Consider the following 22,692-nt stretch of genomic DNA (forward strand, 5'->3'; position numbering starts at 1 on the left):
CGAAAGGACACTTGCAGAATTTTCAAGAGAAACGAGGAGAACGCGTGCCTGCTGCCACCGGAGACGAGACCAACTATCTGGTCGGACTCAACTTGGCCGATCGTCGTGTGGTCGTAGTCGGTGGCGGAACCGTGGCCCAACGCAGGCTGGGATCCTTGATCGCCTCGGGCGCGCGCGTTCATCTGATCAGTCGCGCGGTTACGCCCGCGGTCGAGGGGATGGCGACGGCTGGGCAGATCACGGTGGAACTGCGCGAGTACCGAGACGGTGACCTCGACGGTGCCTGGTATGCCATCGCCTGCACCAACGAGCCGGATACCAACGCGGCGATCGTCGCCGAAGCCGAGCGGTACCGGATTTTCTGCGTCCGTGCCGACAACGCCCGCCGAGGCACGGCCGTCACACCGGCAAGCGCACGTTACGACGGCATGAGCATCGGCGTCCTGGCGGGTGGTGATCATCGCCGGTCCGCGAAGGTGCGAACCGCACTGGTGGAGGGTCTGCAATCGGGTGCCGTCGCCGACACCGCCGAGGCGTTGTCCGCCGGTGTCGCGCTCGTCGGCGGCGGCCCGGGGGATCCCGACCTGATCACGGTGCGCGGCCGGCGTCTACTCGCCCGCGCGGACGTCGTCGTGGCCGACCGCCTGGCCCCGCCGGAGTTGCTCGCCGAACTGGGATCGGACGTCGAGGTGATCGACGCCGCGAAGATCCCCTACGGTCGCGCGATGGCCCAGGAGGCGATCAACGCCACCCTCATCGAGGGCGCGAGGGCAGGAAAGTTCGTGGTTCGACTCAAGGGCGGCGATCCGTACGTGTTCGGGCGCGGGTACGAGGAGCTCGAGGCGTGCGCCGCGGCGGGTGTGCCGGTCACCGTCGTTCCTGGAATCACCAGCGCAATCTCGGTGCCCTCTGCCGCCGGCATTCCGGTGACGCATCGAGGCGTCACGCACGAGTTCGTCGTCGTCAGCGGTCACGTCGCCCCCGACCACCCGGATTCTCTCGTCGACTGGACCGCACTGGCCCGGTTGAAGGGCACGATTGTGTTGCTGATGGCCGTCGAACGCATCGAAGCCTTCGCGGCGGTTCTCATGCAGGGCGGGCGGGCCGCTGATACCCCGGCCACGGTCATCCAGGAGGGCACGCTGCGAACGCAGCGCACGCTGCGCGCCGATCTGCAGACCGTCGCCGGGCGCGTCAAGGAGGAACAGATCCGTCCGCCCGCCATCGTGGTGATCGGACCGGTCGCCGGGTTTTCTGTGGACGCTGGGTAACGTGACCCCCCGTGTCTGACTCCCGAGTACCCGAAACCGAATCTGCGTCGGATGATTCTGCGCCGAAAGTCCCGGTGACCCCCGTCGTGGCCACCCGGGTGATGGGTCTGGCCATCATCGTGCTGAGCGGACTCCAGATGATGGTGGTTCTCGACGGCACCGTTGCCAACCTCGCGCTCGCACCTCTGCAGTCGGACCTCGGCCTCAGCGACAGTGGCCGCAACTGGGTGCTCACGTCGTACGCGCTGGCATTCGGCGGTCTCATGTTGCTCGGCGGACGACTCGGCGACGCGTTCGGCCGGAAGAAGATGTTCATCGGCGGTGTCGCTCTGTTCACTGTCGCATCGCTGCTGTGCGGCCTGGCCGTGGGCGAGTTCATGCTGGTCGTCGCCCGATTCCTTCAGGGCGTCGGGGCAGCGGTCGCATCACCGACAGCGTTGGCGCTGGTGGCAACCACGTTCGCCGCCGGTCCTGCGCGTAACCAGGCCATCGCGATCTTCGCTGCCATGACGGGAATCGGATCGATCGCAGGCCTGATCATCGGCGGCGCTCTCACCGAGGTGTCCTGGCGTCTGATCTTCCTGATCAATGTGCCGATCGGTGCGGTCATCGTGATGGGCGCGGTCATCGCGCTCGAGGAGACGGTAGGGGAGCGCCTGGTCCTCGATGTCCGGGGCGCCGTCCTGGCGACGGTCGCGGCGACCGGTGTGGTGTTCGCGCTCACCGAAGGTCCGGAACTTGGCTGGACCAGCCCGTTCGTGCTCGGTTCTCTGGTTGCGGGCCTGGTCTTGTTCGGCATCTTCCTCTACGTCGAGCGCACGGCCGACAACCCGTTGCTGCCGTTCTCGTTGTTCGCCGACAAAAATCGGGTCGCGACCCTGGTGGCGATCTTCTTCGCGGGCGCGGTGATGTTCACCGTCGCGGCGTTCGTCGCGCTGTTCGTCCAGGACATCCTCGGGTACAGCCCCCTGGAGGCGGGCCTGGCGTTCATTCCGTTCGCGTTCGGACTGGGAGCCGCGGCGGCGGTGGCATCCAGGCTCGCAGTGCGGGTTCAACCCCGGTGGCTGGTGGTCACGGGCGCCCTGATCATGGTGGTCGGGCTGCTCTACGGTTCCACGCTCGACGACTCCGCGACCTACCTTGCAGACCTGTTCCCATCCGTCATCGGAATCGGCTTCGGCGTCGGACTCGCTGTCGTTCCCCTCCCGCTGTGCGCGATTGCGGGTGTGCCGGAGACGGAGATCGGTCCGATCGCCGCCATCGCCCAGGTTGCGCAGACTCTCGGCGGGCCCCTGGCCCTTGCGGTCATCGGTGCGATGGCCACCTCGCGCACACTGTCGCTCGGCGGCATCTCCGGGAAGGTCGCCGACATGAACCCGGTCCAACTCGCTGCCCTCGGTGACGGGTACACGTTCGCGCTGTTGGGTAGCGCCGGTTGCGCCCTGATCGCCGGTCTGGCCGCATTGTTCATCCGCTTCACTCCGCAGCAGGTCGCCCAGGCGCAGGCTGCAGGGAAGTCCGCGTAGCAGGTGTGAGCGCCCCTACTTGGACGGGTCAGCCGGTGAGGATGATCAGCTCATTCTCCGACGCCACCTCGATGCACAGCCCGGCTTTCGACGCCACGCGTGCGACGCCGCGGACGTCCGTCGGTTCCGCTCGCGAAACGGCGAGGGCGCGGGCCAGCAGGCCCTTGTGATGTTTGTTGAAATGACTGACGACGCTGCGGGTGCCGTCCGGCTTCTCGGTGAGCACCGTCGCGACCACCGCCTCGGGGACCGGACCGAGTTGCTGGTACACACCCGACCGTAGATCGACGACGAGGCCGTCAGCTTCCGCGGTGATCGCACGGCTCAGTTCGGGCTTCCACAGTGACCGGAGGGTACCGAGGCAGGGAAGCTTCGACCCCCCGGACAGTCGGTAGGCGGGGATGGGATCGCTTGCGCGAACAGCGCCGAACAGCGCCGAACCGATCGCCAGCCGCGAGCGCGCCTTGGACTTCTGGGCCCTGGTGAACGACTTCGCGTCGAGGGCGTCGAACAGGACGCCGGTATAGCGGTCGAGTGCGGGCAGGGTGGGGGAGAGCCACAGCTTGGCGTTCCGCTCGATCTCACCGGCCTGGGTGGGGCCGAGGCCAAGTGCGATCTGCGAGGCCTCGACATCAGCGGCCAGCGCGACCAGCGTGTTGACCAGTGCTTCGCGGGTTTCGGTGAGCGTCGGCATGGACAGCTCGGCCAGGTCGAGGGGCAAGTCGGCTCCGCCGTCGGACTTGGTTTCGGACGGGGGGAGTAACACCAGCACGCACGAAACCCTACCGCCGCTCTGCGAGGCAGTGCCGACGGAGTCGGGTGACCTCACGGCAGTGCCGACGGAGTCGGGTGACCCCGGCAGTGCCGACGGAGCCGGGCGACCCCACGGCGACTATTCTGACTTCCCGTGATTACCCGCCTGTCCCACCTGTTCCTCCGCACTTTGCGTGACGACCCCGCCGACGCGGAGGTTCCCAGCCACAAGCTGCTGGTCCGTGCCGGTTATGTGCGGCGTGTCGCACCCGGCGTGTACTCGTGGTTGCCGCTGGGTCTGCGCGTACTGCGCGAGGTCGAGCGGGTGGTGCGCGAAGAAATGAACGCGATCGGGGCACAAGAGATTTCTCTGCCCGCGCTGCTTCCGCGGGAACCGTACGAGGCATCCAACCGGTGGACCGAATACGGCGACGGACTGTTCCGGCTGAAGGACCGCAAGGGCGGCGACTATCTGCTGGGTCCGACACACGAGGAGTTGTTCGCGCTCACAGTCAAGGGCGAGTACAACTCGTACAAGGATTTCCCGGTCACGCTCTACCAGGTGCAGACGAAGTACCGCGACGAGGAGCGTCCACGCGCCGGCATCCTCCGTGGCCGTGAGTTCGTGATGAAGGATTCGTACTCCTTCGACCTCACCGACGAGGGACTGAACGCGTCGTACCGGGCGCACCGCGATGCCTACGAGAAGATCTTCACCCGACTTGGCGTCAATTATGTGATCGTATCGGCCATATCCGGGGCAATGGGCGGCAGCGCCTCCGAGGAATTCCTCGCCGAGAGCGAGATCGGTGAGGACACCTACGTCCGCTGCCTCGAGTCCGGCTATGCCGCGAACGTCGAGGCTGTGAAGACGGTGGCTCCCGAACCCATCCCCTTCGACGGACAGGCCGCGGCACAGGTGTACGACACACCAGACACCCCCACGATCGCGACCCTCGTCGACTGGGCCAACAGCGCCGGTCTCGGCCAGACCGTGACGGCCGCCGACACCCTGAAGCACATTCTTGTCAAGACCCGGCATCCCGACGGCAAGTGGGAACTGCTCGGCATTGGTGTCCCCGGTGACCGCGAAGTGGATGACAAGCGACTCGCTGCCTCCCTCGAACCCGCCGAGTTCGAACTGCTCACCGAGGCTGATTTCGAGGCCAATCCCTTCCTCGTGAAGGGATACATCGGACCGAAGGCGCTGCAGGAAAACGGGGTTCGCTATCTCGTCGACCCGCGCGTCGTCGAGGGAACCAGCTGGATCACCGGTGCCGATGAGAAGGGCAGACACGTCGTCGGTCTCGTCGTCGGCCGCGACTTCACCCCGGACGGCACCATCGAGGCCGCCGAGGTGCGCGATGGCGACCCGTCGCCCGACGGTGCCGGCGCTCTCGTTGCCGCGCGTGGCATCGAGATCGGTCACGTCTTCCAGCTCGGGCGCAAGTACACAGACGTGTTCAGCGTCGACGTCCTCGGTGAGAACGGAAAGCCAGTTCGTCCCACCATGGGGTCCTACGGGGTTGGGGTGTCTCGACTCGTTGCGGTGATCGCCGAACAGCATCACGATGACAAGGGGCTCCGATGGCCGGCTGAGGTGTCACCGGCGGACGTCCACGTCGTCATCGCAAACAAGGACGATGCAGCTCGCGAAGGCGCCGAAGGGCTCGCCGCCGAACTGGACCGGGCAGGTCTCGAGGTAGTCCTCGACGACCGCAAGGCCTCGCCCGGGGTTAAGTTCAAGGATTCCGAACTGCTCGGTATCCCGCTCGTGGTGGTTGTCGGCCGCGGTTGGAGCGAGGGCATTGTGGAGGTACGCGACCGCTTCACGCGATCCAGCAGAGAGGTGGCCGTCGACGCTGCAGGCAGTGAGATCGTCAAGATCGTGAGGGGATGAGCCGAGAGATGGGCTTTATGCCCGAACTGCTAGCGTGGCTTGACAAATATCGACGAAAGGCACGCTGTGGCACACTCTCTGCTGTTCGATCCGAGCTCCTATGATCCCCAGCAATTCGATCCGGAGACGCGTAGGCAACTGCGGGCGCTGATCGAATGGTTTGAGGCGCGGGGCAAGGAGAAGCTGCTCGCGGACGACCTCGAGGCAGTGTGGCCCGCCGACTTCCTCGAGTTCGCGAAGCAAGAGAAGCTGTTCGCGACATTCTTGACACCAGCCGAATTTGCGGATGGCGATCCGAACAAGCGCTGGGACGCCGCGCGCAATGCGGCGCTCAGCGAGATCCTCGGATTCTACGGGCTCGGATACTGGTATGCGTGGCAGGTAACCATTCTCGGTCTCGGTCCGATCTGGATGAGTGAGAACCGCGCCGCCAAGGAACGCGCCGCGAAACTGCTCGACGACGGCGGAGTTCTCGCGTTCGGACTCTCGGAGAAGGAACACGGCGCCGACGTCTACTCGACGGACATGCTGCTGACCCAGGGGGATGCCGACTCGGGTCTCGCGTTCACCGCGACTGGCGACAAGTATTACATCGGCAACGGTAACGTCGCGGGGATGGTGTCGGTGTTCGGCCGGCGCACCGACGTGGACGGTAGCGAGGGCTACGTCTTCTTCGTCGTGGACAGTGCCCACCCGGCGTACCACCTGCAGGACAACGTCGTGCACGGTCAGATGTATGTCAGTGCGTTCCGGCTCGAGGACTACCCGGTTCGAGAGGAAGATATTCTGCACACGGGGGTCGCGGCGTTCGAGGCCGCGTTGAACACCGTCAACGTCGGCAAGTTCAACCTCAGCACGGGTTCGATCGGGATCTCCGAGCACGCCTTCTACGAGGCGATCACCCATGCGCGGCGCAGGATTCTGTACGGCAACCCCGTCACCGATTTCGGGCACGTACGCGGGAACTTCGTCGACGCCTACAGCCGCATGATCGGGATGAAACTGTTCAGCGCGCGCGCAGTCGACTACTTCCGCAGCGCGAGCCTCGAAGATCGCCGGTACCTGCTGTTCAATCCGATGACCAAGGCGAAGGTCACCTCGGAGGGCGAGAAGGTCGTGGCCCTGATGCACGATGTGGTCGCGGCGAAGGGCTACGAGAAGAACACCTACTTCCGTGTGGCGTCCCAGTTGATCGGCACACTGCCGAAGCTGGAGGGCACTGTGCACGTCAATGTCGCACTGATCCTCAAGTTCATGCCGAACTACCTGCTCAACCCCGCCGAGTACCCCGAGATCGGCACCAGGTTCGATGACTCCGACGATGCGTTCTTCTGGGCGCAGGGTCCGACCCGAGGCGCCGCCAAGATCCAATTCCACGACTGGACCGGGATCTACGAGAAGCACTCCGACATCCCGAACGTGGCGCGGTTCTATGAGCAGGCAGTCGCGCTGCGTGAACTTCTCGTCACGGCTCCGCCCAGCGCGGATCAGCAGAAGGACCTCGACTTCCTGCTCGACCTCGGGCACCTGTTCTCGCTCGTGGTGTACGGGCACCTCATTCTCGAGCAGGCCGAGATCACCGGTCTCGATCCTGCCCTGCTGGGTCAGATCTTCGACTTCCAGATCCGTGACTTTTCCGGCTATGCCGTTGCACTGCACGGTAAGTCGTCCGCTACCGAGGCTCAGCAGAAGTGGGCACTCGGAGCGATCCGCCGTCCGGTTGTAGATGCGGAGCGATTCGCCCGGGTGTGGGCACAGGTGGAGAGCCACGAGGGAACTTACGAAATGCGACCGTAGTCGCTGCTCTGCGACGCGAGGCCGCCCATTCGGTAGCTCCTGAGCTATCTGTTCTGCGGCCTTCCGAGTGCTAAGTATACGTGCAGAAGCCCCCTCGACGAGGGGGCTTCTGCACGTCGGTGTCCACCCACCCTGGTGTCTACCCACCCATGGTGTGGAAGAAGCAACACCTCCGGGTGGGCGTGCCACCACCGGGGATTCTGGTCGCTTCGGAGTATGCGCGGCAAGCTGGTTGACAAGCAAGGACGTAACGTCACACCGGCCGCGAGCGAAGAAACCGAGGAGGACAACATGTCGAACATCCCGGTTGCACACGAGAACGATGGCCGTCGCATCACGGTCAGGACCGACGACGGTGTCCCGCTAGTCGTTCGCGAGTTCGGTTCGCCCGATGCAGTGACCACGGTGGTGTTCGTCCACGGTCACTGCCTGCGCACGGAATCCTGGTGGGCGCTGCGCGAGCAGTTGGTCCGGTTCTGGCGCAACGACGTTCGTATGGTCTTCTACGACCACCGAGGGCATGGTGCGTCAGGCGAAGCACCTGCCGCCACCTACACGATAGATCAACTCGGTCGTGACCTGGGATCCGTCCTGAACGCCGTCGCACCGCGAGGCCCGGTCATTCTTGTCGGACACTCGATGGGCGGGATGGCCACACTGGCGTATGCGCGGCAGAATCCGCGCGCAATCGGATCACGCGTTGTGGGCACGGCCCTGATCTCCACGGCTTCATGCGATCTCGCAGAGGTCGGTCTCGGGCGCCATCTGCGCAGTCCGGCGGTGTCGCTGTTCCGCACCGCGGTGAGGCGGGCGCCCCGGGTCATGCACGGATCGAAGAGGCTGGGCCGCACGGTTTGCACGGCGATCGCCCGAGCGGCGGGTGCCCGCAATCGTGCCGTCGACCCTCGCCTTGCGGCGTTGGTCGCAGCGATGGCCAACACGACGTCCGTGGTAACGATGTCGAGCTTTCTCGAATCCCTGCTCGGATTCGACGAACGGCACTCCCTGGCCACGCTTGCGAACATCCCGTCGCTGATCCTGTGCGGTTCGGTGGACAACCTGACACCATTCCAGCATTCCGCCGCGATGGCCTCGATGCTTCCGGCTTCGGAACTCGTGAGCGTCGACGGAGCGGGACACTCGGTGATCCTCGAATACGCCACCGACGTCGCCATCGCCATAATCGGTCTCATCGAGCGGATCACGCACGGCGACTCCGGGGCCGTCTCCGACGAACTGATGGCCGTCGGCTGATCAGAGATCCCGTTCGTTGATGATCCCGCTGCGCATGGCCCGCTCGGCCAGGTTGACCCGCTTCTGATTCTGCGGGAGATCGCCGACGCCGAACTTCGCGAACAACGCCCGAAGGTGGGTCTTGATCGCGTCGACGCTGAGGAAGAGTTCTTGCGCAATCTGCTGATTCGAGGCGGGGTTCGCGAACGCCGCGCCGTGCTTGTACGGCCGGCACAGTGCCATGAGGATCGCACGCTGTGTGTCGGTCAGCGATCGAACCTCGGGCATATCCGCTCCGATCCGGGTGGCCTCGTCGAGTGCGCCGCCGAACTCGAGATACCGGATTTTGGTTCCGCCGATGCGGATGTTATCGCCCTGGCGGAGTCGGCGACGTCCGGCGAGCCGCTCGCCGTTGACGAATGTGCCGTTGCGGGAGAGTCCGTCATCGAGGATGGTCCAGTGAGAGCCGACACACTCGAGCACGGCATGCAGCCGCGAGACCTCGTCATCCTCGGCCAGGAGCAGGTCAGACCCCGGAGAGCGACCAATAGTGACACGCGCAGAATCGCAGGAGAGGTCCACAGTGTGGTGGTGACCTTCCCGGTCGGAATAGCTCAGTCGAGATTCGCTGGCTCGGTCCACGGCGACACCCCCTTCGGTCAATCGTGCCCCGTCACCTGGTCGGTGAGCAAGATCAAGAGCGCAAACTCCTGATGAGGAATCAGTTCTCGGCGTCGGCTCCCAGGAGGCTGTCGAAAGCGCACACGGCGAGTTCCTCGAGCGCGGGATCCTGTCCGGCATGCTCGGGTACCTGCATCGCGAGCAGGGTGTTGAGCAGCATCCCGTTGGCGATGAAGTTGCGGGCCTGATCCGGGCTGCAGTCGGTGCGCGATCGGATTTGCGTGTAAAGACTGGACATCCAGCCTCGGGCCCGCGCGCCGATCTCCGGGTTCGCGCCGGACGTGAAACCGTGCATCATTACGAGGAGTAGGTCGCGGTCCTCGAGTAGTTCGGTGTACGCGACGCCCAACGGGTGCCAGGAGTCGTCGTTGTCCGGGTCCGCGGCGACGTCGTCGAGGTAGGGCTCGAAGGTGTCCATGATTCGATGCATCGCACGGTCGAAGACGTCGGCGAACAGCCGCGCCTTCGAACCGAACATGCGCACCACATAGGGCTGGGACACCCCGGCCTCCCGGGCGACCGCGTCCGTGGTGGTGCCGTGGTACCCGTCCCTTGCGAAAGCGCGGGAGGCGGCGGCCAGCACGAGATCGCGGCGGTCGTTCGCGCTCATTCGAGTCTGTTTCACCGGCGAAGCCATTTTGACATGTTATCAGCCGATTACTAGTCTCCCAAATAGGTAATCATCCGATGCTTACTAAGCTTGGGCCTCCTCGCCCACACTCACGACTCAGATTTGAGGATCCGTCATGACGACACTCTCCGAACGCCTGGAAGACGAATCGGCGGCACCGCCACCAGGTCAGACAACGGCGCCGCCAGGGCAGACTCGCGGCCGAATCGTGCCTGTCTGGCTGGCAATCGTCGCTGCCTCGATGCCTATGTTCATGGCCACACTCGACAACCTGGTGTTGACCAGTGCCTTGCCCGTGATTCAGCGTGACCTCGGCGCGTCGGTGGGCCAACTGCAGTGGTTCATGAACGCTTTCACGCTCGCCTTTGCGACACTGATGCTGACGCTGTCGGCGCTTGGTGACCGGCTCGGCAGGCGTCGCGTATTCCTCTGGGGTATCGCACTGTTCGCACTGGCATCCATCGCATCAGCCTTGTCGACCACCTCGGAGATGCTGATTGCCGCGCGGGCCGTCCAGGGTGTCGGAGCTGCCGCGATCATGCCGCTCTCGTTGACCTTGCTCGCCGGCGCGGTGCCGCACGCCAAGCGTGCGCTCGCCATCGGTGTATGGGGTGGCGTCTCAGGGCTGGGTATCGCGCTCGGACCGGTCGTCGGGGGCGCCGTCGTCGACGGCGTGTCGTGGCAGGCCATCTTCTGGATCAACGTTCCGGTTGCGGCTGTGGCGATCCCGTTGGCGCTTTATGCACTCGGTGAGTCGAAGGGGAAACGGCAACCGCTGGATCTGCCCGGCGTACTCCTTGCCGGAGTCGCCGTGTTCGTCGGCGTCTGGGGAATCGTGCACGGCAACGAAGACGGGTGGACCAGTACCACAGTTCTCGGCGCGCTCATCGGCTCCGCCGCGTTGCTCGCGGCGTTCGTGGTCCGCGAGTTGCGCACGCCGTTCCCGCTGATCCCACTGCGACTGTTCCGGTCCCGGCAGTTCTCCCTCGCCAACGTAATCGGGCTGACGTTCACTCTCGGGATGATGGGTGCGGTCTTCCTCCTGTCGCAGTACCTCCAGATCGCCATGGGATATTCGCCGTTCGAGGCGGGGTTGCGGACCTTGCCCTGGACGGCCGCTCCGATGGTGGTCGCGCCGATCGCGGGGATCCTCGCACCGCGACTGGGGTTGCGTGCGCTCCTCGTTACCGGACTGGTCCTGCAGGGACTGTCCCTGCTCTGGATGGCGTCGCTCATCGTCCCCGGGGTCGCCTACAGCAGCATGATTCCCGCGTTCGTCATGGCCGGCGCGGGCATGGGCCTGACGTTCGCGCCCACCGCGACCGCCGTCCTCGCCGACATGCCCGAGGCCGACCACGGAACGGCGAGTTCGACCAACGCCACACTCCGTGAGATCGGTATCGCGCTGGGTATAGCGCTACTCACCGCGGTATTCCTCTCTGCGGGGGGAAGCCTCACACCCACTGGATACGTCGATGCACTCGCACCCGCCTTGAACGTGGGAGCCGGATTTGTTGCAATTGCGGTTGTCGCGGCAGCTTTGATGCCAGGCCGGACCAAGGCGGTCATGGCGTCGAGATAGCCGTCACGTCGTGTGGGCGTCCCGGCTGCCGGAAACCAAGCGTGGTCAGGGCTGGCCGGGGAACGGATCTGTGACGGGGTCCGTGCCGAGGGCGACGTGCCAGTCGGCTTCCCTGATCGCCGCGTCGGTGAGCGCCTTGACACCGAGCGAGCGAGTGTCCCCCGTCTCACCGTGTTCGACGACTGCTCGCCAGGCGACGGCGGTGTCTGCCTCCGCCTGCGCAGCCAATTGGGCTGCGGTGATCGGATCGACAACTGGGAACGGCAGTGTGTAGCCCGCCGCGGCGGCGGGGGCTGCCATGTCCGCTGCGGTCAGCATGTCGGTCAGGGAATCACGGCAGGCCCGGTGGCCCCCGGCGTCAGCAGCCACCTGCGTCGCCCGGGTCGGGTTGGAGAAAGCGGCGACCACTCCATAGGCGAACACCGCTGCATGTTCTGCGGTCAGGGCGTCAGCGAGGCTAGGACCCTCCCCCGCGGTAGGCGTGGTCATCGCAGCAACACCGCCAGATAGGTCGCACACGCGGCGCTGATCGATGCACACAGTCCCGCCCGGTATGCGGTGAGCGTCCGAGCCGAATCGGCCGCGTTGCGTTGCGATTCGGCCAGGCCTGCCCGTAATTGATCCAGGCCGGGGGGTGCGGTCGGACTCGTCGGGGGAGGCGACGTGGTGGGTGCGGTGCCGTCGGGATAGCTACCAGCGAACCTGGCGATTTCGGCGTCCAGAGCGTCGGCGTGTGCGGTGCGCTGAACGCGGACGAGTTCCAGTGCCGCAGCCCGATCGGGGACCAGTGCGATCGTCGCTGCCGCGCGTGCCGCGTCGCGGCGAGCCAATCGCGATTGGGCGATCAGGGAATCGGTCTCGGCGCCGGAGTCGTCGGCGGTGGCGCACCCCGTCAACAGGGGGATGCTCGTGACACCGAAGGCTGAGGCTGCCGCGAACCGGATAGCGGTGCGCCGGGACACGGTGGGACCGAGGTTTAGACGCCGGGAGGCGGGGGGCTTGAGCACCGTTCCATGGTGCCAGGTCGGGTCGCAATCCTGGGAATCGAGGACCGGGGCTGGTCACGGGCACACCGAATCGGCGTTACTCTTAGATGCTCGAACCAGTCGGGACGGGTGTGAGGTGCTGTGCGCGCAGCAAGGTGAACGCCCGACCCAGACGCCCCACCGATGACAATTGAAACGAGGAGCTTTCCCGATGCCGGTTCCATCCAAGGAGAGGGTGACGGAAGTCATCTCCGATCTGGTGCAACGCCAAGGCTACGACGTGGAGGACGTTGCCGTCACTCTCGCCGGTAGGCACAGCGCGGTCCGGATCATGGTGGACAGCGACTCCGGACTCCAGCTCGACGCGGTTGCGCAGTTGAGCCACGAGATCTCGGAAGTATTCGACTCGATCTCCGATTTCGGCGAGTCCCCGTACACGCTCGAGGTCACATCTCCGGGTATCGGCCGGCCACTCACACACGAGCGGCACTGGCGCCGGGCCCGTGGCCGCAGGGCCCGCATCGATCTCGCGCACGAGACGGTCGTGGGTCGGATCGGTGCGTTCGACGGCGAGTCGGTCTCTGTGGTGATCGGTTCGCGCGCAGGCCTGGATATTCGCCGTATCCATATCCGTGATGTCCACAAAGCTGTTGTGCAGGTGGAGTTCTCGAAGCCCGATCCACGAGAGTTGGAGTTGGCGGGCGGAATTCCCGAGGGCCGGGTGGCGCCTGCGGACGCCGAGGCGTCGGACGATGGAGAAGTAGAGGAGTTGGACAAGTGAATATCGACATCAAAGAGTTGCGCGCCATCGAGGCGGACAAAGGCATCTCGATCGAGACGGTCATCTCGACCCTTCAGACGGCATTGCTGACCGCCTATAGGCACACCGAAGGGCATCAGGCGCACGCGAGGATCGATGTGGACATCAAGAGTGGCGTCGTGCGGGTGATGGCACATGACGTCGACTCCGAGGGGAACATGATCGGCGAGGAGTGGGACGACACTCCGGAAGGGTTCGGGCGGATCGCCGCGACCACCGCGCGTCAGGTCATCCTGCAGCGTCTCCGCGACGCCGAGCACGAGCGCAGCTTCGGCGAGTACGCCACGCACGAGGGTGAGATCGTCGGTGGCGTCGTTCAGCGCGACACGCGGGCGAATTCTCGCGGGATGGTCGTGGTGCGGATCGGCAGCGAGGCGCACGGCACCGAAGGACTGATCCCGCCGGCAGAGCAAGTGCCCGGTGAAAATTACGAGCACGGAGAGCGACTCAAGTGTTACGTCGTCGGTGTCGCCCGCGGCCAGCGTGGACCGCAGATCACGTTGTCGCGCACACACCCGAACCTCGTCCGGAAACTGTTCGCGCTCGAGGTTCCGGAAATCGCGGACGGTTCGGTGGAGATCATCGCCGTCGCCCGCGAGGCCGGACACCGGTCGAAGATCGCCGTTCAGTCCCGAGTGCAGGGGTTGAATGCGAAGGGTGCGTGTATCGGCCCGGTCGGTCAGCGCGTGCGCAACGTGATGAGCGAACTTGCCGGCGAGAAGATCGACATCATCGACTTCGACGATGAGCCGGCCCAGTTCGTCGCCAACGCACTGTCGCCGTCGAAAGTGGTCTCCGTCACTGTTGTAGACGCGGAGGCGCGGGCTGCGCGTGTCGTCGTTCCAGACTTCCAGTTGTCGCTGGCAATAGGCAAAGAGGGGCAAAATGCCCGTCTTGCTGCGCGCTTGACGGGGTGGCGAATCGACATTCGTAGTGACGCGGCTCCCGCCCCGGATGCAGCAGATGGACCCGCGGCGAGCAGTCATTGACACGGGAATGCGGAGATCGGGGCGAGTCGGCGGTACAGTGGTCAATGGTTCAGCATGAGCTTCGCAATCCTGCGCGTGTTCGCTCCGGTTCACCGGTACGAACATGCATAGGATGTAGAGAGCGCGCGCTGGCTGTCGATCTACTCAGGGTCGTGGTAAGTGAGAACGGGCCGAAGGGCCACATACTCGCCCCGGACCCGAGGCGCAGGCTTCCCGGACGAGGTGCGTGGCTGCACCCCGAGCAGGCTTGTCTGAGTCTCGCGGAACGACGCCGAGCATTCGGCAGAGCACTGCGGTTGTCCGGCAGTGTCGACACGTCAGTAGTCGATCACTGGATGCTGGCAGGACACACACCCAGAGCAATACCTCTCGAACAGAACAGGCACAAGCACTCATGAGCACACCGTGAAGCACCAGCGATGATCGTCCATCGGAGATAACCCGAGGTCGTGCGGACCCCCCGCTGAGGGGACCCTCCTGCTCGACCTCATCAGTGAGGAGAGCAGTGGCAGGCAAGGCCCGCGTGCACGAGTTGGCTAAAGAACTCGGTGTCACAAGTAAAGAACTACTCGCAACGCTCAAGGAGCAGGGCGAGTTCGTGAAGTCGGCGTCCTCCACGGTGGAGGCGCCCGTTGCTCGTCGTCTGAGGGAATCGTTCCCATCTGAGACATCCACCGATTCAGTAGCCAAACCCGGTGCGCCCGCGCCGAGTGCCCCGGCGACCGCCTCGAAGCCGGGTGGACCACGGCCAGGGCCTAGGCCCGGCCCCCCGGCAGCGCCCGCGACTCCTGCGGCCGAGGCGCAAGCCCCGGCCGCACCCGAAGCACGCGCTGTCACCCCGGCGGCACCGACGACCAGTGCCCCCAAGCCCGGTCGTCCCACCTCGGTTGTACCCGCAGCCCCGGTTGTACCCGCAGCCCCGGTTGTACCCGCAGCCCCGGCCGCACCCGCAGCCCCGGCCGCACCCGCAGCCCCGGCCGCACCCGCAGCCCCGGCCGCTCCGGCGGCTAGCGCTCCGGCAGCCAGCGCTCCGGCTGCTCCGGCGGCTAGCGCTCCGGCAACTCCGTCGACGGGCGCGAAGCCGGGTGGCCCGCGTCCAGGTCCGAAGCCCCCGCGCATCGGTAACAACCCGTACTCGTCGGCTCCGGCCGAACGTCCGGCCCCGCGTCCGGCTCCGGGTCAGGGTGGTCCCCGTCCGGCTCCGGGTCAGGGTGGTCCCCGTCCGGCTCCGGGTCAGGGTGGTCCCCGTCCGGCTCCGGGTCAGGGTGGTCCCCGTCCGGCTCCGGGTCAGGGTGGTCCCCGTCCCAGCCCGGGCTCGATGCCTCCTCGCCCCAATCCGGGTGCGATGCCGGCCCGGTCGGCGCGGCCCGCTCCCAGCGGTCGTCCCGGTCGTCCCGGCGGAGCTCCGGGCGGTCGTCCCGGTGGCGGCGGCGGTGGCGGTGGCGGTGGCGGATACCGCGGTGGTGGCGGTGCTCCCGGTGCAGGCGCAGGTGCACCCGGTGGCGGCGCTCCCGCAGGTGGATTCCGCGGTCGTCCCGGTGGCGGCGGTCGCCCCGGTCAGCGTGGTGCCGCAGCCGGAGCGTTCGGTCGCCCCGGTGGCGCCCCACGTCGCGGTCGCAAGTCGAAGCGGCAGAAGCGGCAGGAATACGATTCCATGCAGGCGCCCGCCATCGGTGGCGTGCGGTTGCCCCGTGGCAACGGCGAATCCATTCGCCTCGCTCGTGGCGCCTCTCTCTCGGACTTCGCTGAGAAGATCGATGCGAACCCGGCAGCATTGGTGCAGGCACTGTTCAACCTCGGCGAGATGGTGACGGCAACCCAGTCGGTCAACGACGAGACACTTGAACTGCTCGGCGGCGAGATGAATTACGTCGTCCAGGTGGTGAGCCCAGAGGACGAAGACCGCGAACTGCTCGACAGCTTCGACCTCACCTACGGCGAGGACGAAGGCGGCGAAGAGGACCTCGAGTCCCGTCCGCCGGTGGTCACCGTCATGGGCCACGTCGACCACGGTAAGACCCGACTGCTGGACACGATCCGCAAGGCCAATGTTCGTGAAGCCGAGGCCGGCGGTATCACGCAGCACATCGGTGCCTACCAGGTACTCACGGAGCTCGACGGCAATGAACGTCTCGTGACGTTCATCGACACTCCCGGTCACGAGGCCTTTACGGCCATGCGTGCCCGCGGTGCCAAGGCCACCGACCTCGCGATCCTGGTCGTCGCCGCCGACGACGGCGTCATGCCGCAGACGGTGGAAGCGATCAACCACGCCCAGGCGGCCGACGTGCCGATCGTGGTCGCGGTGAACAAGATCGACAAGGAAGGCGCGAACCCGGACAAGATCCGGCAGCAGCTCACTGAATACGGACTGGTCGCCGAGGAGTACGGCGGAGAAACCATGTTCGTCGACATCTCGGCGAAACAGGGCACCAACATCGACGCACTGCTCGACGCTGTGCTGTTGACAGCGGATGCCGCCCTGGACCTGCGAGCAAACCCGGACATGGATGCTCAGGGTGTTGCCATCGAGGCGCACCTCGACCGTGGACGCGGCCCCGTCGCAACCGTGCTCATCCAGCGCGGAACGCTACGGGTCGGCGACTCGATCGTGGCCGGCGATGCATACGGTCGTGTGCGCCGCATGGTTGACGAGCACGGCGACGACGTGCTCGAGGCCCTGCCCTCGCGTCCCGTCCAGGTGGTTGGTTTCACGTCGGTTCCAGGGGCAGGCGACAACCTGCTCGTGGTCGACGAGGACCGTATCGCCCGTCAGATCGCGGATCGGCGCAATGCGCGTAAGCGCAACGCCCTGGCCGCAAAGAGCCGCAAGCGCATCAGCCTCGAGGACCTGGATTCGGCTCTCAAGGAGACCTCGCAGCTCAACCTCATCCTCAAGGGCGACAATTCGGGAACCGTGGAGGCTTTGGAAGAGGCCCTGCACGGCATCGTGATCGACGACGAGGTGCAGTTGCGCATCATCGACCGTGGTGTCGGTGGCGTCACCGAGACCAACGTCAACCTGGCCGCCGCGTCGAACGCGATCATCATCGGGTTCAACGTCCGCGCTGAGGGCAAGGCGACCGAGTTGGCGAACCGCGAGGGCGTCGACATCCGGTACTACTCGGTGATCTACCAGGCCATCGACGAGGTCGAGAAGGCGCTCAAGGGCATGCTCAAGCCGATCTACGAAGAGGTCGAATTGGGCAAGGCGGAGATCCGTGCGATGTTCCGTTCTTCCAAGGTTGGCAACATTGCCGGTTGCCTCATCACCTCTGGTGTCGTCCGTCGCAACGCGAAGGCCAGGCTGCTGCGTGACAGCGCGGTTGTCGCCGAGACCGTCACCATTTCCTCGCTCAAGCGGGAGAAGGAGGATGCGGTCGAGGTGCGCGAGGGTTACGAGTGCGGTTTGACTGTCACCTACTCGGACATCAAGGTCGGTGACGTCATCGAGGTCTACGAGCTTCGGGAAAAGCCGCGCGACTAGTCACCACCAGTGTGGGGTGGCGTGGAAGTGTCATCCGGTGTGAGTGCTTCCCCGGCCGATTGAATCGGTCGGGGAAGTGCACACCTGCCAAAGGAGGAAGGCTTGTACGTAGGTGCGCTCGAGCTCGACATTTTGCTCGGTGACGTGCGATCTCTGAAAGAGAAGCGTGCAATGGTCAAACCCGTTTTGGCCGAGCTGCGACGCTACGGCGTCTCGGCGGCGGAGACCGGAGAACAGGATCGGTTCCGGCGGTCGATGCTTGGCGTCTCGATGGCGAGTTCGGGAGTCGATCACATCCACGAGGTACTCGACACATGCGAGAGGCACGTCGCCGAGTTGCCTGAATTGCAACTCCTTGCCGTCCGGCGAAGGATTTTCGGCCCCGAGGACTGACCCGGTGCGCCCTGCCCGCCCCGCCGCCCGCGCGGCGCGGCGTGCAGAATGAACTACACAGCCGGACACGTAATCACAATTCATCGAGCGACCAGGGAGAGGAGTCTGATTGTCATGGTGGATCCCGCCCGGGCACGCAAACTCGCCAAGCGCATCGGCACTATCGTCGCTATGGCGATTGATCATGAAATTAAGGACCCTCGACTGGAGTTCGTCACCATCACCGACACCAAGGTGACAGCCGACCTCCACGACGCCACCGTGTACTACACCGTCATGGGGGCCGACCTTGAGTTCGAACCGGATCTGGTCACCGCGGCGGCCGGGTTGGAGAAGGCGAAGGGAGTTCTGCGCTCCAAGGTGGGCGCAGGAACCGGCGTCAGATTCACACCGACGCTGACGTTCGTCGCGGACACGGTCCCCGACACTGCCCGTCACATGGAGGAACTCCTGGCTCGTGCTCGCGCCGCCGATGTGGAGGTCGCGCGAGTCGCAGCCGACGCGACTCCGGCCGGAGACCCCGACCCGTACAAGGAACCCTCAGTCGATGTCGATGTCGATGTCGATGTCGATGTCGACGAGTCGTCCGGTTCGCGCCGGGCGCACTGACACGGAGCGACATGACCCATACTCAGGAGACGTCCCTGTCTGAACTGGATCGCCAAGAGGTGCACCTGCCGCAGGCGGTCGCGGTTCTCGAGAATGCAACGTCGGTGACGATTCTCTGTCACATCCAACCCGATGCCGACACGATCGGTAGCGGGCTCGCCCTGGCACTGGTGCTCGAGCGCAAGGGAATCCCGGTGCAGGTTGCCTTTGGCGCGCCGGACGAGTTGCCCGAGTCGATGCGTGAGCTTCCGGGCACTCACCTACTGGTGCCGGCAAGTCAGGTTCGCCGCAACGTCGATCTGTTGGTCACGGTGGACTGCGGCAGTGCGGGGCGTCTCGGGAGGCTTGCCGATCGCCTCGAGACCGCGGGTGAGACGCTCGTGATTGACCACCATCGGTCCAACACCCGATTCGGTCATATAAACCTGATCGAGGAGTCTGCGGAGTCGACGACCGCTGTCGTGGTACGGATGTTCGATCTATGGGGTGTGGACATCGACGCAGACGTCGCGCACTGCCTGTACGCGGGCTTGGTGACCGACACCGGTGCGTTCCGCTGGGTTCAGCCCGGCACCCACGCCCTGGCCGAGAGGCTCCTCGCCACCGGCATCGACGGCGCTCGCATAGCCCGGCGCCTGCTCGACACCCATCCGTTCGGTTGGCTGCCCATGCTCTCGGAGGTGCTCGCGTCGGCGAAACTCTTACCCGACGCGGCAGGGGGGCGCGGACTGGTCTATGCGGTCATCCGGCAGGCCAACGTCGGAGGCCTCCGTTCCGAGGAGATCGAGAGTGTCATAGATATCGTCCGGACCACCTCCGAGGCCGAGGTGGCCGCAGTCCTCAAGGAAGCCGCGGATGGTAGCTGGGCGGTGTCGTTGCGGTCGAAATCAGACGTGGACGTCTCCCTCGTGGCGGGGAATCTCGGCGGCGGCGGTCACCGGTTCGCCGCTGGCTACACCGCCACGGCAACCGCTGCTGAGATAGTGACGTCGCTGGTCGACTCGCTCGGCTGAGGCCCTCTTCTTGGCCGATGTCTCAGTAGTGACGGGCGACGTCAGCGCCCGCACGGTGTTCGGGCTGGCGCTACCCGCGCTCGGCGTGCTCGCCGCCGAACCGATCTATCTACTCTTCGACATCGCCGTCGTCGGACGACTGGGTGCGATGGCCCTCGCAGGGCTCGCCATCGGTGGTCTCATCCTGACTCAGGTCAGCACTCAGCTGACGTTCCTGTCCTACGGCACAACGGCACGAGCGTCCCGGATGCACGGCGCCGGTGACGAGCGCGGTGCCGTGCGGGAGGGTGTCCAGGCGACGTGGCTGGCGGCAGGTATCGGTGGTCTCGTAATCGCCCTGGTCCATCTGCTTGCACGGCCGATCACATCCGCGATCGCCGGGGAGCGCGCCATCGCGGTGGCCGCCGAGGATTGGCTGCGGATCGCGGTCTTCGGCGCCCCGCTGATCCTGATCACGATGGCGGGCAACGGGTGGATGCGCGGGGTTCAGGACAGTGTGCGACCTCTACGTTTCGTGATCGCGGGTCTCACCGTGTCGGCCGTGGCCTGCCCCCTGCTGGTGCACGGGGAGCCCCGCGACTGGGACTGGAGGGCTCGGCCGTGGCTAACGTCGCTGGGCAGAGCCTGTCGGCGAGTCTGTTCGTCGGCGCCTTGGTGACCTCGCGGGTGTCCCTACGTCCTCGGTGGCAAGTCATGCGTGCCCAGATGGTGCAAGGCAAGGACCTGATGCTTCGGAGCCTCGCATTCCAGGCGTGCTTCCTGTCGGCCGCCGCCGTCGCGTCCAGGTTCGGCGCAGCTGCGGTGGCGGCTCACCAGGTGGTGCTCCAGCTGTGGAATCTTGTTGCTCTCACGCTCGATTCTCTCGCGATCGCGGCCCAGGCGCTGGTGGGTGCCGCTCTCGGCGCCGGACGTGCTCGCGCAGCCACGCAACTGTCGTGGCGAATCACCTGGTGGTCGACCATCTTCGCCATGGGACTGGCCCTGATCTTCGCCGTCGGTCACGCACTCATACCCGGAATATTCACCTCCGATCGAGCGGTGCTCGGCGAAGTGGCGATCGCGTGGTGGTTCTTCATCGCGATCATGCCGGTCGCCGGCGTGGTGTTCGCCCTCGACGGAGTGCTCCTCGGGGCCGGCGACGTCGCCTTCCTGCGGAATGCCACGCTGGTGTGCGCACTTTTCGGCTTCCTCCCATTGATCTGGCTCTCGATGTTGCACGATTGGGGCCTGGCGGGAATCTGGACGGGACTGGCGTTGTTCTTAGTTCTTCGGATGCTTGCTGTGGTGTGGCGGGTCGGTGCGGGCCATTGGGCTGTGGTCGGGGCCGACCTACAGGCACAGCGCGGATCGCAGTGATCCGGTGGCGAAATATGATCGGAAAGGTGGTTGACGTGGCACCCAAATTGATGGCGGTGAGCGACATCCATGTGGGGCACAGGGGGAACCGGCCTGTCACAGAGGACATCTACCCCGATTCGCCCGAAGACTGGTTGATCGTCGCGGGCGACGTCTCGGAGAAGACAGACGACATTCGCTGGGCATTGGGACTCCTCCGTAGCCGCTTCGCCGAGGTCATCTGGGTACCCGGCAACCACGAATTGTGGACGACGGCGAAGGACCCGGTACAGATCTACGGCGCCGCCCGCTACGACTACCTCGTCACCATGTGCCGCGAGATCGGCGTCATCACTCCCGAGGATCCGTTCCCGGTGTGGGATGCAGACGACGGCCCTATCACGCTGGTCCCGATGTTCCTGCTGTATGACTACACGTTCCTGCCCGAGGGCGCCGCGACGAAAGAGGAAGGCCTCACGATCGCGCGCGACAAGAACGTGGTGGCCACCGACGAATTCCTGTTGTCGAGCGAACCGTACGGAACCCGCGACGCGTGGTGTCGCGACCGGGTCGAGACGACGCAGGCACGCTTGGATGCTTTGCCCGCCGGGACGCGCACCGTCCTGATCAACCACTTCCCACTGGTGCGTGAGCCGACTCAGGTGCTGTGGTACCCGGAATTCTCGCTTTGGTGCGGCACCGAAATGACAGCGGATTGGCACACCCGGTACAACGCCGTGTGCGCCGTGTACGGGCACCTACATATCCCGCGTACCACCTACTACGACGGGGTCCGGTTCGAAGAGGTGTCGCTGGGCTACCCCAGGGAGTGGCAGAAGCGGGGTCTCCCGGAGAGGCTTCTTCGGCAGATCCTGCCGGTACCCGAGTATCCGCCGGGAACGTTGAACAAGTGGGGAGGCCACTTCAAGGTGACTCCCGAGCAGGAAGCCGAAGTCGAGAAGATGCGGGCGAGGAGAGGCCTGTGATCGAGAAAATTCTGCCGGCCGGAGTGGCGTCCTCGGAATTGTTCGCGGACCCGCCGGGCCTCCGTCCGCATCCGCAGGAGGAGGCCCTGATCGGGAGGGCAGTGGAGAAACGGCGCCGAGAGTTCACGAGCGCGCGGCATTGCGCCCGCCTGGCGATGGCGAAGTTGGGTGTAGAACCCGCCCCGATTCTGCGTGGCGACAAGGGTTCCCCATTATGGCCACGCGGGGTGGTCGGAAGCCTTACGCACTGTGACGGCTATCGTGGCGCCGTGCTCGGGCACTCGATGCAGGTGCGGTCCCTGGGAATCGACGCCGAACCACACGAGGCGTTGCCCGATGGCGTGTTGGACGCGGTTAGCCTCGAGACCGAACGGGCGTGGCTTTCGGCTACAGATGTCTCGGCGCTCTGGCGTGCAGAGGGCGGCGGTCCGGTGCACCGCGACAGGCTGCTGTTCTGCGCCAAGGAAGCCACCTACAAGGCGTGGTTCCCGCTCACGCGGCGGTGGCTCGGGTTCGAGGACGCACACATTACGTTCGAGTCCTGCGGGGACGGCACGGGTACTTTCCACTCAGATATTCTCATCTCCGGGGAGACCGTCGCCGGGCCACCGTTGGCGTCGTTCGACGGACGGTGGCTGGTATCCGACGGGTTGATCATCACTGCGATCGTCGCGATGTAGCCGTTGCTGATTTCGCCAGC

Annotated in this window: 20 protein-coding genes and 1 pseudogene; 16 read left to right on the plus strand and 5 right to left on the minus strand. The window is 65.4% G+C overall.

Features of this window, described 5'->3' with window-relative positions; translation table 11 throughout:
- Positions 1-44: 44 nt before the first annotated feature.
- Positions 45-1,271, plus strand: coding sequence for a uroporphyrinogen-III C-methyltransferase (gene cobA, locus RM2_RS04315; RefSeq protein WP_072687599.1), 1,227 nt, complete (start codon positions 45-47; stop codon positions 1,269-1,271).
- Positions 1,272-1,282: 11 nt separating this feature from the next.
- A complete protein-coding gene (locus tag RM2_RS04320; protein ID WP_084721632.1) occupies positions 1,283-2,797 on the plus strand; it encodes an MFS transporter in 1,515 nt (504 codons plus the stop codon).
- A gap of 28 nt (positions 2,798-2,825) precedes the next feature.
- On the opposite strand, the gene yaaA is transcribed toward RM2_RS04320, so the two are convergent.
- Positions 2,826-3,569 (minus strand): peroxide stress protein YaaA, encoded by a 744-nt coding sequence (yaaA, locus tag RM2_RS04325; RefSeq protein ID WP_072687600.1) that lies wholly within the window; start codon positions 3,567-3,569, stop codon positions 2,826-2,828.
- Between the two features lie 135 nt (positions 3,570-3,704).
- On the opposite strand from yaaA, the gene RM2_RS04330 reads away from it, so the two are divergent.
- The 3 genes from RM2_RS04330 to RM2_RS04340 all read left to right on the plus strand — a co-directional run bounded on the left by RM2_RS04330 (position 3,705) and on the right by RM2_RS04340 (position 8,501).
- Positions 3,705-5,450 (plus strand): proline--tRNA ligase, encoded by a 1,746-nt coding sequence (locus RM2_RS04330; RefSeq protein WP_072687601.1) that lies wholly within the window; start codon positions 3,705-3,707, stop codon positions 5,448-5,450.
- A 66-nt stretch (positions 5,451-5,516) separates the two neighbouring features.
- Positions 5,517-7,247 carry an acyl-CoA dehydrogenase family protein gene (locus RM2_RS04335; protein WP_072687602.1) on the plus strand — a complete coding sequence of 577 codons (1,731 nt, stop codon included), beginning with the start codon at positions 5,517-5,519 and terminating at the stop codon, positions 7,245-7,247.
- A gap of 291 nt (positions 7,248-7,538) precedes the next feature.
- Complete coding sequence (locus RM2_RS04340) at positions 7,539-8,501, plus strand: alpha/beta fold hydrolase (protein WP_072687737.1); 963 nt, start codon at positions 7,539-7,541, stop codon at positions 8,499-8,501.
- On the opposite strand, the gene RM2_RS04345 is transcribed toward RM2_RS04340, so the two are convergent.
- Positions 8,502-9,122 carry an FHA domain-containing protein gene (locus RM2_RS04345; RefSeq protein WP_072687603.1) on the minus strand — a complete coding sequence of 207 codons (621 nt, stop codon included), beginning with the start codon at positions 9,120-9,122 and terminating at the stop codon, positions 8,502-8,504.
- Positions 9,123-9,201: 79 nt separating this feature from the next.
- Entirely contained in the window at positions 9,202-9,798 is a 597-nt protein-coding gene (locus tag RM2_RS04350; protein WP_072687604.1) for a TetR/AcrR family transcriptional regulator, read from the minus strand.
- A gap of 109 nt (positions 9,799-9,907) precedes the next feature.
- Between RM2_RS04350 and RM2_RS04355 the strand changes: the two genes are divergently transcribed.
- Entirely contained in the window at positions 9,908-11,374 is a 1,467-nt protein-coding gene (locus RM2_RS04355; protein WP_072687605.1) for a DHA2 family efflux MFS transporter permease subunit, read from the plus strand.
- 45 nt (positions 11,375-11,419) lie between these two features.
- Here the strand turns inward: RM2_RS04355 and RM2_RS04360 are convergent, their stop codons facing one another.
- Both RM2_RS04360 and RM2_RS04365 read right to left on the minus strand, forming a co-directional pair.
- Positions 11,420-11,863, minus strand: a complete 444-nt coding sequence (locus RM2_RS04360) for a ferritin-like domain-containing protein (RefSeq protein WP_072687606.1) — start codon at positions 11,861-11,863, stop codon at positions 11,420-11,422.
- A complete protein-coding gene (locus tag RM2_RS04365; RefSeq protein WP_072687607.1) occupies positions 11,860-12,381 on the minus strand; it encodes a hypothetical protein in 522 nt (173 codons plus the stop codon). Before RM2_RS04365 ends, RM2_RS04360 begins: the two co-directional genes overlap by 4 nt.
- Before the next feature lie 190 nt (positions 12,382-12,571).
- On the opposite strand from RM2_RS04365, the gene rimP reads away from it, so the two are divergent.
- From rimP to npt, 10 genes and pseudogenes are all read left to right on the plus strand, one after another.
- Positions 12,572-13,141, plus strand: a complete 570-nt coding sequence (rimP, locus tag RM2_RS04370; protein WP_072687608.1) for a ribosome maturation factor RimP — start codon at positions 12,572-12,574, stop codon at positions 13,139-13,141.
- On the plus strand, positions 13,138-14,169 hold the full coding sequence (gene nusA / locus RM2_RS04375; RefSeq protein WP_072687609.1) for a transcription termination factor NusA: 1,032 nt from the start codon (positions 13,138-13,140) through the stop codon (positions 14,167-14,169). Before rimP ends, nusA begins: the two co-directional genes overlap by 4 nt.
- Before the next feature lie 44 nt (positions 14,170-14,213).
- Positions 14,214-14,567, plus strand: coding sequence for a YlxR family protein (locus RM2_RS04380; RefSeq protein WP_072687610.1), 354 nt, complete (start codon positions 14,214-14,216; stop codon positions 14,565-14,567).
- 107 nt (positions 14,568-14,674) lie between these two features.
- Positions 14,675-17,656 carry a translation initiation factor IF-2 gene (gene infB, locus RM2_RS04385; RefSeq protein ID WP_072687611.1) on the plus strand — a complete coding sequence of 994 codons (2,982 nt, stop codon included), beginning with the start codon at positions 14,675-14,677 and terminating at the stop codon, positions 17,654-17,656.
- 102 nt (positions 17,657-17,758) lie between these two features.
- On the plus strand, positions 17,759-18,049 hold the full coding sequence (locus RM2_RS04390; protein ID WP_072687612.1) for a DUF503 domain-containing protein: 291 nt from the start codon (positions 17,759-17,761) through the stop codon (positions 18,047-18,049).
- 114 nt (positions 18,050-18,163) lie between these two features.
- Positions 18,164-18,658 carry a 30S ribosome-binding factor RbfA gene (gene rbfA / locus RM2_RS04395; protein WP_072687613.1) on the plus strand — a complete coding sequence of 165 codons (495 nt, stop codon included), beginning with the start codon at positions 18,164-18,166 and terminating at the stop codon, positions 18,656-18,658.
- Between the two features lie 11 nt (positions 18,659-18,669).
- Positions 18,670-19,671: a DHH family phosphoesterase gene (locus RM2_RS04400; RefSeq protein ID WP_072687614.1), complete on the plus strand. Its 1,002-nt coding sequence runs from the start codon at positions 18,670-18,672 to the stop codon at positions 19,669-19,671.
- A gap of 10 nt (positions 19,672-19,681) precedes the next feature.
- A pseudogene (locus tag RM2_RS04405) lies at positions 19,682-21,061 on the plus strand (MATE family efflux transporter).
- 1 nt (position 21,062) lies between these two features.
- Positions 21,063-21,992, plus strand: a complete 930-nt coding sequence (locus RM2_RS04410) for a metallophosphoesterase family protein (RefSeq protein WP_072687738.1) — start codon at positions 21,063-21,065, stop codon at positions 21,990-21,992.
- The gene (gene npt, locus RM2_RS04415; protein ID WP_072687615.1) at positions 21,989-22,672 is read left to right on the plus strand and encodes a 4'-phosphopantetheinyl transferase Npt; all 684 of its coding nucleotides are present in this window, start codon (positions 21,989-21,991) and stop codon (positions 22,670-22,672) included. The genes RM2_RS04410 and npt overlap by 4 nt, the downstream gene beginning before the upstream one ends.
- Positions 22,673-22,692: the final 20 nt, after the last annotated feature.

It is taken from the genome of Rhodococcus marinonascens NBRC 14363 (assembly GCF_001894885.1).
GTDB classification, from domain to species: Bacteria; Actinomycetota; Actinomycetes; order Mycobacteriales; family Mycobacteriaceae; genus Rhodococcus_F; species Rhodococcus_F marinonascens.